This window comes from Nocardia sp. NPDC003963, assembly GCF_053605105.1.
Map to the genome: position 1 here is coordinate 1139846 of NZ_JBSGIP010000001.1, position 15095 is coordinate 1154940.

The window sequence follows — 15095 nt, forward strand, 5'->3', positions numbered from 1 at the left end:
ACCGTGAACACCACCGTCCACACCTTCACCCCACGAGCTCTGGCCTGGTGCCTGCACCTGCTGGTCGCCGCGCTGCTCCTCCTCGCGGTCGGCCGGGCGGTCGCCGGTGACCATTCGCATCTCGGTGCGGTCGCGGCTGCTGCCGCGGCGTGCGGACTCGTCTATACGGCCGGATCGGTGCTACCGGCGACCCGTCGTTCCCGGCGGGCCGCCGCGGTGTGGCTGGCCGTCCTCGTCTGCGCGTGGCTGGTATTGCTGGTGGTCACCGCCGACGGGGTGTGGGTCGCGTTCCCGCTGTATTTCCTCCAGCTACATCTGCTGCCTCGCCGCGCCGGGGTCATCGCGGTCGCCGCGACCGCGGCGGTCGCCGTCTGTGGGTTCGCGGCGCATCAGAGTTCGTTCGGTGCGCCGATGGCGATCGGGCCGGCGCTCGGGGCCGCGGTGGCCGTCGCGGTCGTCCGCGGGTATCAGGCTCTCTACCGGGAGAGCGAACAGCGCCGGCGTCTGATAGAGGAACTCACCAGCACCCGCGCCGAGCTCGCGGCAGCGGAGCACGCGGCCGGGGTGCTGGCCGAGCGGGAACGTCTGGCCCGCGAGATCCACGACACGCTGGCCCAGGGGCTGTCCAGTATCCAACTGCTCTTGGGTGCTGCCGAACGTGTACTCCCGGGCGCGCCGGACAACGCGTTGCGCTATGTCCGGCAGGCCCGTCAGACCGCGGTCGACGACCTGGCCGAGGCCCGCCGGTTCGTCGCGGCCCTCACTCCGCCCACGCTGGAGGGAGCTTCCTTGGCCGACGCACTGGAACGGCTCTGCGCCGCGACCGGTGCGCGGCACCGGATCACCGCCCATTTCCGTCGCACCGGCGACCCGGTACCGATGCCCACCTCCTACGAGGTCGCGTTGCTGCGAATCGCTCAGTCCGCTCTGGCCAACACTGTCCGCCACGCCGATGCGGGCACCGCCGAGATCACCCTGCGATATCTCGGCGACCGTGTCGTTCTCGATATCGCCGACGACGGACGCGGTTTCGACTCCGGCGGATCACCTTCCGGGACCTCGGCGGGAGGTGGCTTCGGGCTGGCGTCGATGAGTGACCGTGCCCGCGCGCTCGGTGGGAGCCTCACTGTCGAATCGGAGCCGGGCTCGGGCACCACTCTCACGGCCCGGCTTCCGCTGGATCCGCGCGCCGGAAGTGCGGTGAATCCATGACCGGGGCCCGGATTCGGCTACTGCTGGCCGATGATCACCCGGTCGTGCGGGCGGGGCTGCGCGCCGTGCTGGAGACCGAACCCGGGGTGGAGGTGGTGGCCGAGGCCGCTACAGCCGAAGAGGCGATCGTCCGTGCCGCCGCCGGCGATATCGATATCGTGCTCATGGATCTGCAGTTCGGTGCGGGTATGAACGGTGCGGCGGCCACCGCCCGGATCACCGCACGGCCGGGCGGCCCGCGCGTTCTCGTGGTGACGACCTACGATTCCGAAGCCGATATCCTGCCCGCGATCGAAGCGGGCGCCGCCGGTTACGTCCTCAAGGACTCCCCACCCGAAGATCTGGTGGCGGCGGTGCGGTCGGCATCCGCCGGTCGCACCGCGCTGGCACCCGCGGTCGCCGACCGGTTGATGAACCGGCTGCGCACACCGGGTGCCGCGCTGACCCGCCGCGAAACCGAGGTCCTGTCTCTGGTCGCGGCGGGTCTGTCCAACCGGGCGATCGGCACGGATCTGCACCTCACCGAGGGAACCGTCAAATCCCATCTGGCGCGCATCTACACCAAACTCGGCGTCGATTCCCGCACGGCCGCTGTCGCGGCAGCCACCGAGGCCGGCCTGATCCGCCGTCGGCCGGTGTGACGGGCCGCGCTGTCAGGGGTGTTCGCCCGGGTGGACCCGTTCCAGCACGCGCAGGGAATCGGTGACCGAGACCTCGCGGAATTCACCGCTGTCGAGCGCGCGGCGGTAGATGCCGTAGGGGGCCTGGCCACCGTCGGCCGGGTCGGGGAAGACATCGTGAATTGCCAGGCCGCCGCCGGGGACGACCCATTTCACCCAGCCGCGGTAGTCGCGGTCCGCGGCCTCTTCGGTGTGGCCGCCGTCGATGAAGAGGAAGTCGATGGGGGTGCGCCAGGTGGCCGCGACCCGCGCGGAGTTGCCGACTATCGCGATCACGGTATCGGAGAGGCCCGCGGTATCGATGGTGTGCCGGAAGCGGGGCAGGGTGTCGAACAGGCCCGTCACCGGGTCGACCAGGGTGGTGTCGTGGTACTCCCAGCCCGGCTGGTGCTCCTCGGAGCCGTGGTGGTGGTCGACGGTGAAGACCACCCCGTCCCGGGCGCGGGCCGCGGCGCCGAGCAGGACGGCCGATTTGCCGCAGTAGGTACCGATTTCGGTGATGACGCCACCGCCGCGGCAGTACTTCACGGCCGCGGCGTGCAGGGCGCGGCCTTCCTCCTCCGGCATGAATCCGGTGGCCCGGCGGGCATGGTCGAACAGCTGCTCGTCGGTCAGCGATCGGGTGGGGACTGGCAGGGGCATCGAGCCTCCTTCGAAGCAGGTACATACGGGCCGCGGAGGCCGAAGTGTTGACGGAGGTATCGCATCACGGCGGTGACCGACGTTACTTCATGGGCCGTGTGCTGGGAAAAAGTTGATCCGGCACCTGACCGACACTACTATCTAGACACATGTCCGAAGGCGATTCCAGAATTCTCGAGGCCACCCGGCGGCGCTTGAGCGGCAAGCAGGCGGACACCGTGGACAAACTCACCAGAGCCGCGATGGAAGTACTGTCCCGGGAAGGTTTCGCCGGCCTCACCATCCGAATGGTCGCCACCGCCGCCGGTGTGGGCACCGCGACCGCCTACACGTACTTCTCCTCCAAAGAACATCTGGTCGCGGAGATCTTCTGGCGGCGCATCCGGTCCTCGGAGACTCCGGTCAGCGACGACGCCGACCCCACGGTGCGCGTTCTGGCCGAACTCCGCGGAATCGCGCTGCTGGTAGCCGACGAACAGGAACTGTCGGGCGCGGTCACCAGCGCTCTGCTCGGCCGCGACCCCGATGTCCAGCATCTGCGCACCCGGATCGGGATGGAGATCCGTCAGCGCATCACCCGGGCCATGGAGCCCGAGGCCGATCCCGCAACCGTGGAATCGCTGGAACTGCTGTACGCGGGAGCGCTGGTGCGGGCGGGTATGGGCTACGAATCGTATGCCGATATCGCCGACCGGCTCGAACGGGCCGCGCTCCTGGTCCTGAAATGACGGTCGGCTAGCCGCTCACCACCGGGCGGCGGATATGGGAGTAGACCAGCCGCGCGTACTCGCCGAGCAGTTCCTCCAGGCACACCTGCTGACCGGCGGCCACCATCTGCTGGTAACCGATGAGCAGTGCCATACCGAGTTCGGTGTCCACCGCGGCGATACGCTCGTCCCCCACCACGGTCATGATGGTCTTGCGCACCGTCCGGCGCCGGGATTCGTCCACCCGCTTCAGCGCCACCCCCACCGCTTCGTCGTTGGCCGCCCAGGCCCGGATCGCCGCTTCCGCCCGATGATGCAGGCCCAGTGTGAGATCCGACAGTGCCCGGATCGCGTCGTCGGGAGTGGACGGGTCGAAGTTGAGGGTACGCAGGATCAGCACCTGCCGGTTCTCCCAATGGTCCAGCAGCGCATCCACATACGACTGCCAGCTGCCGAAATGGTGATAGAACGAACCGCTGGTCACCCCGAGCCGCCGGCACAGCACACCGATATTGAGATGCCGGAAACCGAGTTCGGACAGAACCTCCAGGCCGGTGTCGAAGTAGTTGTCCTTACTGACGATACGAGACATGCGGCGCCGATCTCTTCGGTGAACGGGTGGGGATTTCGAGGATCGAACAGTACCCCATGACACCACATCCCGGCCGCCGGTGGTGAAAGGTCACCGCCGTGGCGGGGGTGCCGTCGTCGAATGGAAGACCCGGCCCCGGAAGCCCGGATTCCCGGCGCGACCGGTCAGCGCAGATCCACACCCAGCAGCGCGTCCACCGCGGCCGCGATATCGGCGCCCGCCCCGGGGTCCGCGCCGCCGTAGGCGAGCGTGTCACGCGCCCAGGCGTCGAGGGCCGCGAGCGCGGCCGGAGTGTCCAGATCGTCGGCGAGATGGGTACGCAGGCGAGCGACCGTATCGGCGGCCGGCGGCGCGGTGGGTGCCGCCACGGCCTGCCGCAGCCGCCGCAACCGCGCTTCGGCCTCGGTGAGCACGCTGTCGGTCCACATCCGGTCCGCCCGGTAGTGGCCGGCGAACAGACCCAGCCGGATCGCCGACGGATCCACACCCTGGGCACGCAGTTTCGACACCAGCACCAGATTGCCCTTGGACTTGGACATCTTCTCCCCGTCCAGCCCGATCATCCCGGTGTGCACGTAGTGGCGGGCGAAGCGGCGGCCGGCGGCCAGCGCCTCACCGTGGGCCGCGGAGTATTCGTGATGCGGATAGATCAGATCACTGCCCCCGCCCTGGATATCGAACTCGGAGCCCAGCCGGTTCACCGCGATCGCGGAGCATTCGATATGCCAGCCCGGCCGGCCCGGACCGAACGGCGACGGCCACGACGGTTCCCCCGCCCGCTCGGCCCGCCACAGCAGCGCGTCCAGCGGATCACGTTTCCCGGCGCGGTCCGGATCACCGCCGCGTTCGGCGAACAACCGCTCCATGGTGGCCCGGTCGTAGCCGGATTCGTATCCGAACTGCTCGGTGGCATCGGTACGGAAGTAGATATCGGGGTACTGGTCGTCCTCGACGGTGTACGCGGCACCCGAAGCCAGCAGTTTCCCGACCAGTTCGACGACCTCGTCCACCGATTCGATCGCGCCCACGTACTCGCGCGGCGGCAGCACCCGCAACGCCGCCATATCCTCGCGGAACAACTCGATCTCGCCGGTGCCCAGATCCCGCCAGTCCACCCCGTCCCGGTTCGCCCGCTCGAACAGCGGATCGTCGACATCGGTGACGTTCTGCACGTAGTGCACCTCGTGCCCACCGTCGCGCAGCAGCCGGTTCACCAGATCGAAGGTCAGATAGGTGGCGGCATGGCCGAGGTGGGTGGCGTCGTACGGGGTGATCCCGCATACGTACATGGTGGCTGTCTTGCCGGGGGTCACCGGCCGAATACAGGAGTCGGCCGTATCGTGCAACCGCAACGGTGGCCCTGTTCCGGGGACCGCGGGGATCGGGGTATCGGACCAGGACTGCATACCTTCGAGAGTAGAGGTCGCGACACACCGGGCACCGCCCACCCCGCCGCGTGTTCCGCGACCACGCTCATCCGGAGCGCACGGACCTGCGCCGACGCGGCGCCCGGGAGAAGGCAACCGTTGGAGTCGGACAGAGCGAATTCGGCGACGGTGCCGGTCACGGAGTCAGAAAGCCGGCCACGGAATGGGGCGCGAGGTCTCCGGGAACGGCAGTACCGGTTCGTCGAGCAGCCGTTTCGCCCGCCGCAACAGCGCGTCGATCTCGGGGTCGGTGAGATGTTCGGCCAGCAGGTCGGCGAGTTCACCGGGCAGGGTTTCGGCGAGCGCCGCGATATCGGCGAGCAGATCGGCCGGAATCGGCTCCCCGGCCCAGCCCCACAACACCGTGCGCAGTTTGTTCTGCTGGTGCAGGCAGATCCCGTGATCGACGCCGTACACCTGCCCGTCCACCGATTCCAGGGCATGCCCGCCCTTGCGGTCGGCATTGTTCAACAGCACATCCAGTACCGCCATCCGCAGCAACCGCGGATCGTCGGCATGGACCAGCGCCACCTCGTCCCCGGCGCCGTCGTAGGCCCGCAGCACCTCCCGGAAACCGTCCGGCACCAGTTCGGGCGGGCACAGGTCGATCAGATCCAGCCGGCCTCCACCCGGCTCCCGGGGTTCCCGGATGGTGATCCAGCGTTGCACCATCCCGGCACCGTAGGGCCCGTCCCGTAACACCGTTTCCGGGATCACCGTCCACCCGAGCGCCTCGCTGATCAGATACGAGGCCACCTCACGCCCGGCCAGGGTCCCGTCCGGGAAATCCCACAGCGGTTGCTCTCCGCGGATCGGCTTGTACACCACCCGCAGGTCACCGTCGCCGGTGGCGAGATCGCAGACCAGCGTCACATTGCTGGCGACCCCCACCCGGCCCAGCACCGTCAACTCACCCGCGCGCAGCGCGTCCACGGTGCCGGACACGGTCATTCCTCCAGATCGCTCGCGCCGAACAGTTCACCGCGCTTGTACCCGTTCGTACGCACACACATATGCCCGCGCGCCGACAGCGGTTCCCCGCACAGCGGGCACGGCGGCCGCCCGGCCGCGATCACCCGGGTGGAGCGCAGCGCGAATTCGCGCGCCTGATCGGGGGTGAGGAACACCCGCACCGCGTCCGGGCCTTCTTCGGTGTCGTCGAGGACCACCGATTCGTCGACCTCGGTTTCGGTGATCGCCAGCAGTTCCACCACCACCGCGCCCGCGTCGGCGTCCCAGCCCAGGCCCATGGTGCCGACCCGGAACTCCGCGTCGATCGGGGTCACCAGCGGGTCGTTGTCGGCGACCTGATCGGCCTGCGGCGGTACCTCGGCACCGAACCGCCGCGCCACCTCGTCGAGCAGCAGCCCCATCCGGTCGGCGAGTACTTTGACCTGCTGCTTCTCCAGCAGCACGCTCACCACCCGGGGTTCCTCCACCGCCTGCAGGTAGAACGCGCGATCGCCCGGCTCACCGACAGTTCCGGCGACGAAACGTTCGGGGGTGCGGAAAACATGGATTGCGCGTGACACATGCACCTCCTGATACGTGACCCTGTTCGGCTGCGGTGCTCCGCTGCGCCGTATCCCGGCGCGGACGCCGCTTCACCCGATGCCGCCGAGCCGGCCGCGTCCGCCGATATCGGGCATACCCATTATCCGTCTTTCCTTCCCGCGCCGATCTCCCCACCGGGCACCGGTCCCGATGTGCCGGATTCGGCCTTCGGCGCGGGTGCCAGACCGGACAGGTCCGCGCCGGTGTCGTTCATCCGAGTGACGAACGGCGCGGTGCGGGTGTAGCGGACGACGCTCAACGACGCGGGCTCGACCATGATCCGCTGGAATCCGTCGAGATGGATACCGAGCGCGTCGGCGAGCACCGACTTGATCACATCACCGTGGGTGCAGGCCACCCACAGCTGGTCTCCGTCGTGCAATTCGGCCAGGGCCCGGTCGTGTTCCCGGATCGCCGACACCGCGCGCGCCTGCACCTGGGCCAGGCCCTCCCCGCCGGGGAACACCGCGGCCGAGGCATGCCGCTGCACCACCTGCCACAGCGGTTCCTGCAGCAGATCGCCGATCTTGCGGCCGGTCCACTCGCCGTAATCGACCTCCGCGAGCCGGTCGTCGACCACCGGTTCCAGCCCGAGGTCGGCGGCCAGCGGGGATACCGTGCGCTGGCAACGCAGCAACGGCGAGGTGACGATCCGCGCAATCGGCAGGCCGGTGAGGCGTTCGGCGACGGCCAGGGCCTGTTCACCACCGCGCCCGGTGAGTTCCACACCGGGGCTGCGGCCGGCGAGAGTGCCACCGATATTGGATGTCGACACACCGTGTCGCAGGAGGATCACCGTCATGTGGCCAGCCTAATGGGCGCAGGTGGGCGCAGCCCATCCGCGAGCCCACGCACAGCCGGAGCGAACCTCATGTGGCCGACACGACTCCGCCCGCGAGCAGGCCGATGATCACGAATCCCAGCACGATCCGGTAGCCGACGAACCAGTAGAACGAATGCTTCGTCACGAACTGCAACAGCCACGCCACCGACGCGTAGCCGACGACGAACGACACCAGGGTCGCCACCAGCAACTGCGCACCCGACGCGTTCAGGCCCTCACCCGCGGGTTCGAAAGCGTCCGGGAGACTGAACAGTCCGGACGCGGTGACCGCCGGGATCGCCAGCAGGAACGAGAAACGCACCGCCGCCTCACGTTTCAAACCGAGGAACAGGCCCGCGCTGGAGGTGGCGCCCGACCGGGAAACCCCCGGGATCAACGCCAGGCACTGCGCGAAACCCATCACCAGACCGTCGCGGGTGGTGAGCTGTTCCAGCGCCCGCTCTTTCCGGCCGAAATGTTCGGCCGCCGCGATCACCAGCGCGAACACGATCAACATGATCGCCACCAGCCACAGATTGCGGGCCCCGGTGCGGATCTGGTCCTTGAACACGATCCCCAGCACGCCGATCGGGATGGTGGCGATGATCACATACCAGCCCATCCGGTAATCGAGTTCGCGCTGCGCTTCCGCGCCCGGGTCGTATCCGGCGGGACCCGATCCGGTGACGACCGGGAGTTTGGTGGTGACCATTTCGCTCACCGGCACATTCTCCCGGGAACGCCCGGTCAGCTTCTGGAACACGGTGGCGCACCACACGCAGATGATGCGCCAGATGTCCTTCGCGAAGAACAACAGGACAGCGGCTTCGGTGCCGAGCTGGGTGACCGCGGTGAACGAGGCGCCCGCATCGTCACCGAAGAACACCGAGGACACGATCCGCAGATGCCCCGACGACGAAACCGGCAGGAACTCCGTCAGACCCTGCACCAACCCGAGCACCAACGCCTGCACCCAGGTCATCGACTCGCCAACCACACATCCTCCTGTACAACGCCGAAAACCCGCTCCGCCTTCGGTCTTACGGCACCCCGGTCGCATCCGGGCACGGCGACGACCGGCAGCGACCCTACAGTGCCCGCTTCCGGTCCCGCGCGGCGGCCGCTCGCGCGGCGGACACGCCGCGCGGACGGTTCGTCCCGGACCTCCTCCGCGCCGGCACGCTCTAGGCTGGGCGCCGTGAGGAAACGTCGGACCGTGCCGGACACGGAGACTCGGTGATGGAACAGCGCACCGTCGGCCGCAGCGGGCTGCGGGTATCCCGGATCGGGCTGGCCACCCATACATGGGGTAGCCACACCGACCCGGAGACCGCCGCCGCGCAACTGATCGCGTTCGCCGAGTCCGGCGGCACCCTCGTCGACACCTCCCCCGCCTACACCGGCGGGGCCGCGCAACGGATCCTCGCCGACCTCCTCGGCGATCTGGTTTCCCGCGACGAACTCGTGCTGTGTGCCGGCGCCGGCCTGGTACCGCATCTGCCGGCGACCCCCGCCGGCAGCGACCCGCCACACACGCAGGCCCGGATCAGCGTCGACTGCTCCCGCCGCACCCTGCTCCGGCAACTCGACCGCACCCTGCTCGAACTGGGTACCGACCATCTCGACCTGTGGCAGATCACCGCCTGGGATCCCGGCACCCCACTCGACGAGATCGCCGCCACCCTGCAGTACGCCGTCACCTCCGGGCGCACCCGCTACGCGGGCGTCCGCGGATTCACCGCCTGGCAGCTGGCCAGCCTCGCCGCCGTGAGTCCGATCACCGCTGTGCAGACATCGTATTCGCTGCTCACCCGCGGCGCGGAAGACGATACGGCGCCCGCCGCCGCCCATCACGGCGCCGGCCTCGTCGCCACCGCGCCGCTGGCCGGCGGCATCCTCACCGGCAAATATCGCGACGGCGTCCCGGCCGATTCGCGCGCCGCCGACGAGGCCACCGCCGCCGAGATCCGCGGCCGCCTCGACGACGACCGCGCCACCGCCGTGGTCGACGCCCTCGTCACCGCCGCCGACGGACTCGCCACCTCACCACTGGCCGTCGCGCTGGCCTGGGTGCGCGACCGGCCCGGGGTCGCGAGCATGCTCGTCGGTGCCCGCGATATGGGTCAGCTCACCGGGGTGCTGGCCGCGGAAACACTGGAACTGCCGCGTGCGATCGCCGCCGCCCTCGACGATGTGAGCTCTACCCCGTAGACCGGGGCGGGCGATCACCGTACACACCCCCACGGATTAGCCTTGCCTTCATGAGGTATCACCGGGTCCGATCCGGACGGGCGCGCGCACTGCTGGCAGGACTCGCGGCGATCCTGCTCGTCCTCACCGCCGCCTGCGACAGCCCCGAACCCGCCGGCGCCGCCGGACAGCAGGGGCCGGCCACCGCGGTCCTCACCGACCTGGACCCGGTACCCATCACCCCGCCACCGGCCCCGGTCCTGCCGGCCACCGTCCGCTCCTTCGACGGCACCGACGTCACCGTCACCGACGCGAGCCGTATCGTCGCCGCCGACCGGTACGGCACCCTCGCCCAGATCGTCTGGGCGCTGGGCATGGGCGAGAACCTGGTCGGACGCAGCACCGCCGCGGCGTTTCCCGCCGTCTCCCAGCTGCCGAACGTCACCGGCGGCAACGGCTCCCTGAATGTGGAGTCGATTCTCGCGTTGCGGCCCAGCGTATTCCTCACCGACACCACCAGCGCCTCCCCCGCCGTCCGGGAACAGTTGCGCGCCACCGGGATCAACGTCGTGTACTTCGATCCGCAACGCACCATGGAAGGAGTGGTCCCGCAGATCGAGGCGGTCGCCGCCGCCCTGGGCGTACCCCAGCGCGGACAAGAACTCGGGCGCCGCACCAGTGACGAGATCGCGGCCGCTTCCGCCGCCGTACCCGCCCCGGACCCGCGGTTGCGGATCGCGTTCCTGTACCTGCGGTCCAGCGCCATCACCATGCTCGCCGGGCCGGGCTCCGGCGCCGACGCGCTCATCGCCGCGCTCCACGCAGAAGACGCCGGACAGCGGGCCGGGCTCACCGAACCGTTCACCGCCATCACCAGCGAAGCCATGATCGCGGCATCCCCGGATGTACTGCTCGTCATGACCGACGGGATGAAATCGATCGGCGGGGTCGACGGGATCGTGCAGATCCCCGGCATCGCGCAGACCCCGGCGGGGCGCAACAAACGCGTCGTCGATATGTCCGACGCGGTCCTGCTCTCGTTCGGCCCCAACACCGGCCGTGTCATCTCCGCCCTGTCCGACGCCGTCTACGGCCACACCGGCGCATGAGCGAACCGGAGCCGGAAACGGCAGCGCACACCAGCCACGGCGGGTCCTCGCTCGTGCGTACGGACCCGGTATGACCGTAGAGCTGGAGAAACCACAGGCGCCCCCGGTCGGCGGTCATCGACGGCGCCGTGCGGTACTGGCCTTCACCGTGGCCGCGGTCGCGCTGGTGGCGCTGGCACTGGCCTCCGCCGCCATCGGGCAGGTGCCGACGACCCCGGCCGAAGTCGCCGGGAGCGTCGCCCACCGCATCGGACTGGACTGGGGACCGCTCCCCGCGCATCCCGCCGGAGAGGTCACGCTCTGGGAGGTCCGGTTCCCGCGCGTAGTGCTGGCGATCCTGGTGGGAGCCGCCCTCGCCACCGCCGGGGCACTGCTCCAGGGGGTGTTCGCCAACCCGCTCGCCGAACCGGGCGTGATCGGCGTGTCCTCGGGCGCCGCGGTGGGAGCCGGGGCGGTGATCGTATTCGGTGGCGCCTTCGTCGCCGCCTGGTCGGTCGCGGCCGCCGCGTTCGTCGCCGGACTCGTCACGACCGCGCTGGTGTATCTGCTGTCGCGGTCGGGCGGCCGCACCGAAGTGGTGACCCTGGTACTCACCGGTGTCGCTGTCAACGCCTTCGCGGGCGGGCTCATCGCGTTCCTGCTGTTCGTCGCCTCCCCCGCCGCCCGCGACCAGATCGTGTTCTGGCAGCTCGGCAGCCTCAACGGCGCCACCTGGGACGCGGTCACGGTCGTCGCGGTACTCACGGCCGCCGGAATCGCCGCCGCGGTCTCCGTCGCGCCCCGGCTGGACCTGCTCGCGCTCGGGGAGAGCGCGGCCCGCCACCTCGGCGTCGATGTGGAACGGCTGCGGCGCACGGTGATCGTGATCGTCGCGGTACTCACCACGGCGGGGGTGGCGTTCACCGGGATCATCCTGTTCGTCGGCCTGATCGTCCCACACGTGGTGCGGATGATCGTCGGCCCCGGGCATCGGGCCCTCATCCCGGTCAGTGCGGTCCTCGGCGCCGTGGTACTGCTCACTGCCGATGTCGCCGCCCGCTCCTTGGTCGACAATGCCGACCTGCCGCTGGGCATGCTCACCTCGCTCATCGGCGCCCCGTTCTTCTTCTGGCTGCTGCGCCGCACCCGGGCGCGGGCGGGAGGCTGGGCATGACGAGCACACAGTCCTCCCTGCGCCACGGTCTGACCGGGCTGCTCCGCCGCGCCCACGAACTGCCCCGCCCCCCGGAAACAGGCCAGGTCATGTTACGGGCCCGGGAGGTCACCCTGGACCGGCACGGAGGCGGCGGCGGGACCAGGCGGGTACTCGATACGGTGGATTTCGACGTCGCGGCCGGTGAGGTCGTGGCCCTGGTGGGCCCCAACGGTGCCGGGAAATCGACCCTGCTCGCGGTGCTGGCGGGCGAGCTGGAGCCCGGCCACGGCAGTGTCGAACTCGACGGCCGCCCGCTCGACCGGTGGACACCGATCGATATGGCCCGCCGCCGCGCGGTACTGCCCCAATCCCATACTGTCGGGTTCCCGTTCACCGCCGCCGAGGTGATCGCCATGGGTCGCGCGCCCTGGCAGCACACGCTCCGCGCCGAACGCGACGAGGAGATCATCACGGGCGCCATGGCCGCCACCGACAGCACCCATCTCGCCGGTCGTGCCTTCCCGAGCCTGTCGGGGGGCGAGCGGGCCCGCGTGGCACTCGCCCGGGTACTGGCACAGGACACCGCGACCCTGCTGCTGGACGAACCGACCGCCGCACTGGACCTGGGGCATCAGGAGGCTGTGCTCACGCTCGCCGCCGAACGTGCCGCCGCCGGTGCCGCCGTGGTGGTGGTACTGCACGATCTGGCCTCGGCCGCCGCCTACGCCGACCGCGTCGCCGTTCTCGACGCGGGACGGGTCGCGGCCGCCGGGCCGCCGCGCGAGGTCCTGACCGGTGAGTTGCTCAGCCGCGTCTACCGGTACCCGGTCGAGGTCCTCGACCATCCCGGTACCGGTGCGCAGATGGTGCTGCCTGTCCGCCGGGGACGCGGCTGAGCGGCAGCGCCCGTCACTTCGGCCGCCACACCAGTTTCAGTACGGCGGGGGTGAGCAGCATCCGGATCACGGTCGCGTCCAGCAGCAGCGCCGCGATCATCCCGTAGGCGATGTACTTCATCATCACCAGTTCCGAGAATCCGAACGCGCCCGTCACCACGATCAGGATCGCCGCAGCCGAGGTGATCACCCCGCCGGTGTGCGCGATCCCGTAGCGGATCGCCTCCGGTGGTTCGGCCCCGGCGGCCCGTGCCTCCACCACCCGCGACAGCAGGAACACCTCGTAATCGGTCGACAACCCGAACACCACGGTCACGATCAGCACCAGCACGGCGAACATCAGCGGCCCCGGCGTGAAATCGAACAACTGCGCCCCGTGCCCCTCCACGAAGATCCAGGTCAAGATGCCGAGCGTGGCGCCCAGTCCCAGCGCCGACATCGCCACCGCCTTCACCGCCAGGACCAGCGACCGGAACGCCGCGTACATCAGCGCCAGCGCCGCCGCCACCAGAATCGCGGCCAGCAGCGGTAATCCGTCGAGCAGCCCGTTGATACTGTCGCGTTCCAGCGCCGGGACTCCGGCCACCATCACCCGCACACCGTCGGGCTCCTCGATACCGCGCAGGACGGCGATCGCGGTATCGGCGGCCCGATCGTCGAGCAGCCCGGCCTCCAGTACATTGATCCCGTCCCGGGTAGGCGCCGCCGGCTCGAACGGCCCGGTCAGACCGGGGGTCGCATTCGCCTGGATGCGGATATCGCTCAGCTGCGAGGCATCGGCTCCGGTCACGACCAGGCGCAACGGTTCGGTCCGGAAGCCGGGGAACAACGCGTCGAACTGTTCCTGCGCCACCCGTGCCGGATTGTCCTGGGCCAGATACTTTTCGCTCAGCCCCCCGAACTCGATATGCCGGAACGGCACCATCAACAGGAGCAGGCCCAGCACCACCGGCACGATCACCGCCCACGGCCGCGCCGTGGCCCACACCGCCAGGCGGGAGAAGATCCCGCGATCGATCTCGGCTTCGCTGCCGGCCCGCGCGAACCGCCGCCACTGCCACAGATCGATCCGGTGACCCGCGATCGCCAGCATCGCCGGCAGCGCGGTCACCGACAACACCGCGGCCAGCAGCACCGAACTGATCCCACCGTAGGGCACCGAGCGCAACACCCCGTTCGGGAAGATCAGCAGCGCGCCCAAGCTCACCGCGATGATCGCCGCCGAGAACAGGACGGTGCGCCCCGCGGTGGCGATCGTCCGCGCCACCGCGTCCTCCACACTGCGCCCCGCCGCCAGCTCTTCCCGGAACCGGGTCACGGTGAACAGGCCGTAGTCGATCGCCAGACCGAGACTCACCAGGGTCACCACGGCGCTGGCGAAAACGTTCACTTCGATGAATCCGGTGAGCATCCGCATGATGCCCTGGGTGGCCAGAATCGTCATACCGCCGACCAGCACCGGCAGCAGCGCGGCCACCACCCCGCCGAACACGAAATACAGCAGGATCGCCACCAGTGGCAGCGCGATCATCTCCGCCCGCCGGATATCGTCCTGCATCCCGGTGTTGATGCCCTCCACCACCGGCTGCAACCCCGCCAGCTGCACCGTCGTCCCGGCCGGACCGGTACCGGTACCGCCGGCGACCAGGTCACCGGCGATCGCCTGGAAATTGTCGACGGTTGCCGAACCCTCGCCCCGCAGCCCGATACTGGCGAACGCGTGGGTGCGGGAATCGTCGGCGAACTGCCCCGACAGGGCACTGTCCCAATAACTGTCGATCCGCAGTACCTCGGCGGGATGGTCACGCAGCAGCCCCGCCAATTGCGCGGTCACCGCCGCCCGCACCTGCGGATCGTCCACCGTGCGCCCCGGCGGCGCGGTGTACAGGGCGATCACGTCACTGTCGGTATCCCGGCCGAAGGTCGCGTCGGCGAGTTCGGAGGCCGCCACCGATTCGCTGGACTCGTCGAACCAGCCCTCCTGGGTCAGCCGGTCCGCGAGATCGCGGCCGTACAGGCCCGATACTGCCACCAGCAGCAGGAACAGCGTGAGCACCGCGGCCCGGTGCCGGTACACGAAACGACCCCACCGATGGATCCCCGCCGTGCGCATCTCCCCGGCCCGCCG

The 15095-nt window shown here is 69.7% G+C and carries 15 protein-coding genes; 7 read left to right on the forward strand and 8 right to left on the reverse strand.

What is annotated here, in order from left to right:
• Positions 1-3 precede the first annotated feature (3 nt).
• Positions 4-1212, forward strand: coding sequence for a sensor histidine kinase (locus ACWEWT_RS05245; protein WP_452556363.1), 1209 nt, complete (start codon positions 4-6; stop codon positions 1210-1212).
• A complete protein-coding gene (locus ACWEWT_RS05250) occupies positions 1209-1853 on the forward strand; it encodes a response regulator (protein ID WP_452556365.1) in 645 nt (214 codons plus the stop codon). The genes ACWEWT_RS05245 and ACWEWT_RS05250 overlap by 4 nt, the downstream gene beginning before the upstream one ends.
• Positions 1854-1865: 12 nt before the next feature.
• Here ACWEWT_RS05250 and ACWEWT_RS05255 read toward each other — a convergent pair whose 3' ends face one another.
• On the reverse strand, positions 1866-2534 hold the full coding sequence (locus ACWEWT_RS05255; protein WP_452556367.1) for a class I SAM-dependent methyltransferase: 669 nt from the start codon (positions 2532-2534) through the stop codon (positions 1866-1868).
• A gap of 149 nt (positions 2535-2683) precedes the next feature.
• Here ACWEWT_RS05255 and ACWEWT_RS05260 point away from each other — a divergent pair, with 149 nt between their 5' ends.
• Positions 2684-3262, forward strand: a complete 579-nt coding sequence (locus tag ACWEWT_RS05260) for a TetR/AcrR family transcriptional regulator (protein ID WP_452556369.1) — start codon at positions 2684-2686, stop codon at positions 3260-3262.
• Positions 3263-3269: 7 nt separating this feature from the next.
• Here the strand turns inward: ACWEWT_RS05260 and ACWEWT_RS05265 are convergent, their stop codons facing one another.
• The 6 genes from ACWEWT_RS05265 to ACWEWT_RS05290 all read right to left on the reverse strand — a co-directional run bounded on the left by ACWEWT_RS05265 (position 3270) and on the right by ACWEWT_RS05290 (position 8943).
• A complete protein-coding gene (locus tag ACWEWT_RS05265; protein WP_452556371.1) occupies positions 3270-3833 on the reverse strand; it encodes a TetR/AcrR family transcriptional regulator in 564 nt (187 codons plus the stop codon).
• 164 nt (positions 3834-3997) lie between these two features.
• Positions 3998-5239 (reverse strand): cysteine--1-D-myo-inosityl 2-amino-2-deoxy-alpha-D-glucopyranoside ligase, encoded by a 1242-nt coding sequence (gene mshC / locus ACWEWT_RS05270; RefSeq protein WP_452556373.1) that lies wholly within the window; start codon positions 5237-5239, stop codon positions 3998-4000.
• Between the two features lie 165 nt (positions 5240-5404).
• Positions 5405-6211, reverse strand: a complete 807-nt coding sequence (locus ACWEWT_RS05275) for an SCO1664 family protein (protein WP_452556375.1) — start codon at positions 6209-6211, stop codon at positions 5405-5407.
• Positions 6208-6792 carry a DUF3090 domain-containing protein gene (locus tag ACWEWT_RS05280; RefSeq protein ID WP_452556377.1) on the reverse strand — a complete coding sequence of 195 codons (585 nt, stop codon included), beginning with the start codon at positions 6790-6792 and terminating at the stop codon, positions 6208-6210. Before ACWEWT_RS05280 ends, ACWEWT_RS05275 begins: the two co-directional genes overlap by 4 nt.
• Positions 6793-6914: 122 nt before the next feature.
• The gene (locus ACWEWT_RS05285; protein WP_452556379.1) at positions 6915-7616 is read right to left on the reverse strand and encodes a histidine phosphatase family protein; all 702 of its coding nucleotides are present in this window, start codon (positions 7614-7616) and stop codon (positions 6915-6917) included.
• A gap of 67 nt (positions 7617-7683) precedes the next feature.
• Complete coding sequence (locus ACWEWT_RS05290) at positions 7684-8943, reverse strand: undecaprenyl-diphosphate phosphatase (protein WP_452556381.1); 1260 nt, start codon at positions 8941-8943, stop codon at positions 7684-7686.
• On the opposite strand from ACWEWT_RS05290, the gene ACWEWT_RS05295 reads away from it, so the two are divergent.
• The 4 genes from ACWEWT_RS05295 (at position 8877) to ACWEWT_RS05310 (ending at position 12967) form a co-directional block, all read left to right on the forward strand.
• Positions 8877-9848 carry an aldo/keto reductase gene (locus ACWEWT_RS05295; protein ID WP_452556383.1) on the forward strand — a complete coding sequence of 324 codons (972 nt, stop codon included), beginning with the start codon at positions 8877-8879 and terminating at the stop codon, positions 9846-9848. The two genes, ACWEWT_RS05290 and ACWEWT_RS05295, sit on opposite strands and share 67 nt — an antisense overlap.
• Before the next feature lie 50 nt (positions 9849-9898).
• A complete protein-coding gene (locus tag ACWEWT_RS05300; protein ID WP_452556385.1) occupies positions 9899-10936 on the forward strand; it encodes a heme/hemin ABC transporter substrate-binding protein in 1038 nt (345 codons plus the stop codon).
• Between the two features lie 70 nt (positions 10937-11006).
• Entirely contained in the window at positions 11007-12089 is a 1083-nt protein-coding gene (locus tag ACWEWT_RS05305) for a FecCD family ABC transporter permease (RefSeq protein ID WP_452556387.1), read from the forward strand.
• A gap of 89 nt (positions 12090-12178) precedes the next feature.
• Positions 12179-12967, forward strand: coding sequence for a heme ABC transporter ATP-binding protein (locus ACWEWT_RS05310; protein WP_452557675.1), 789 nt, complete (start codon positions 12179-12181; stop codon positions 12965-12967).
• Positions 12968-12980: 13 nt separating this feature from the next.
• On the opposite strand, the gene ACWEWT_RS05315 is transcribed toward ACWEWT_RS05310, so the two are convergent.
• Positions 12981-15080 carry an MMPL family transporter gene (locus tag ACWEWT_RS05315; RefSeq protein ID WP_452556389.1) on the reverse strand — a complete coding sequence of 700 codons (2100 nt, stop codon included), beginning with the start codon at positions 15078-15080 and terminating at the stop codon, positions 12981-12983.
• Between the last annotated feature and the right edge of the window lie 15 nt (positions 15081-15095).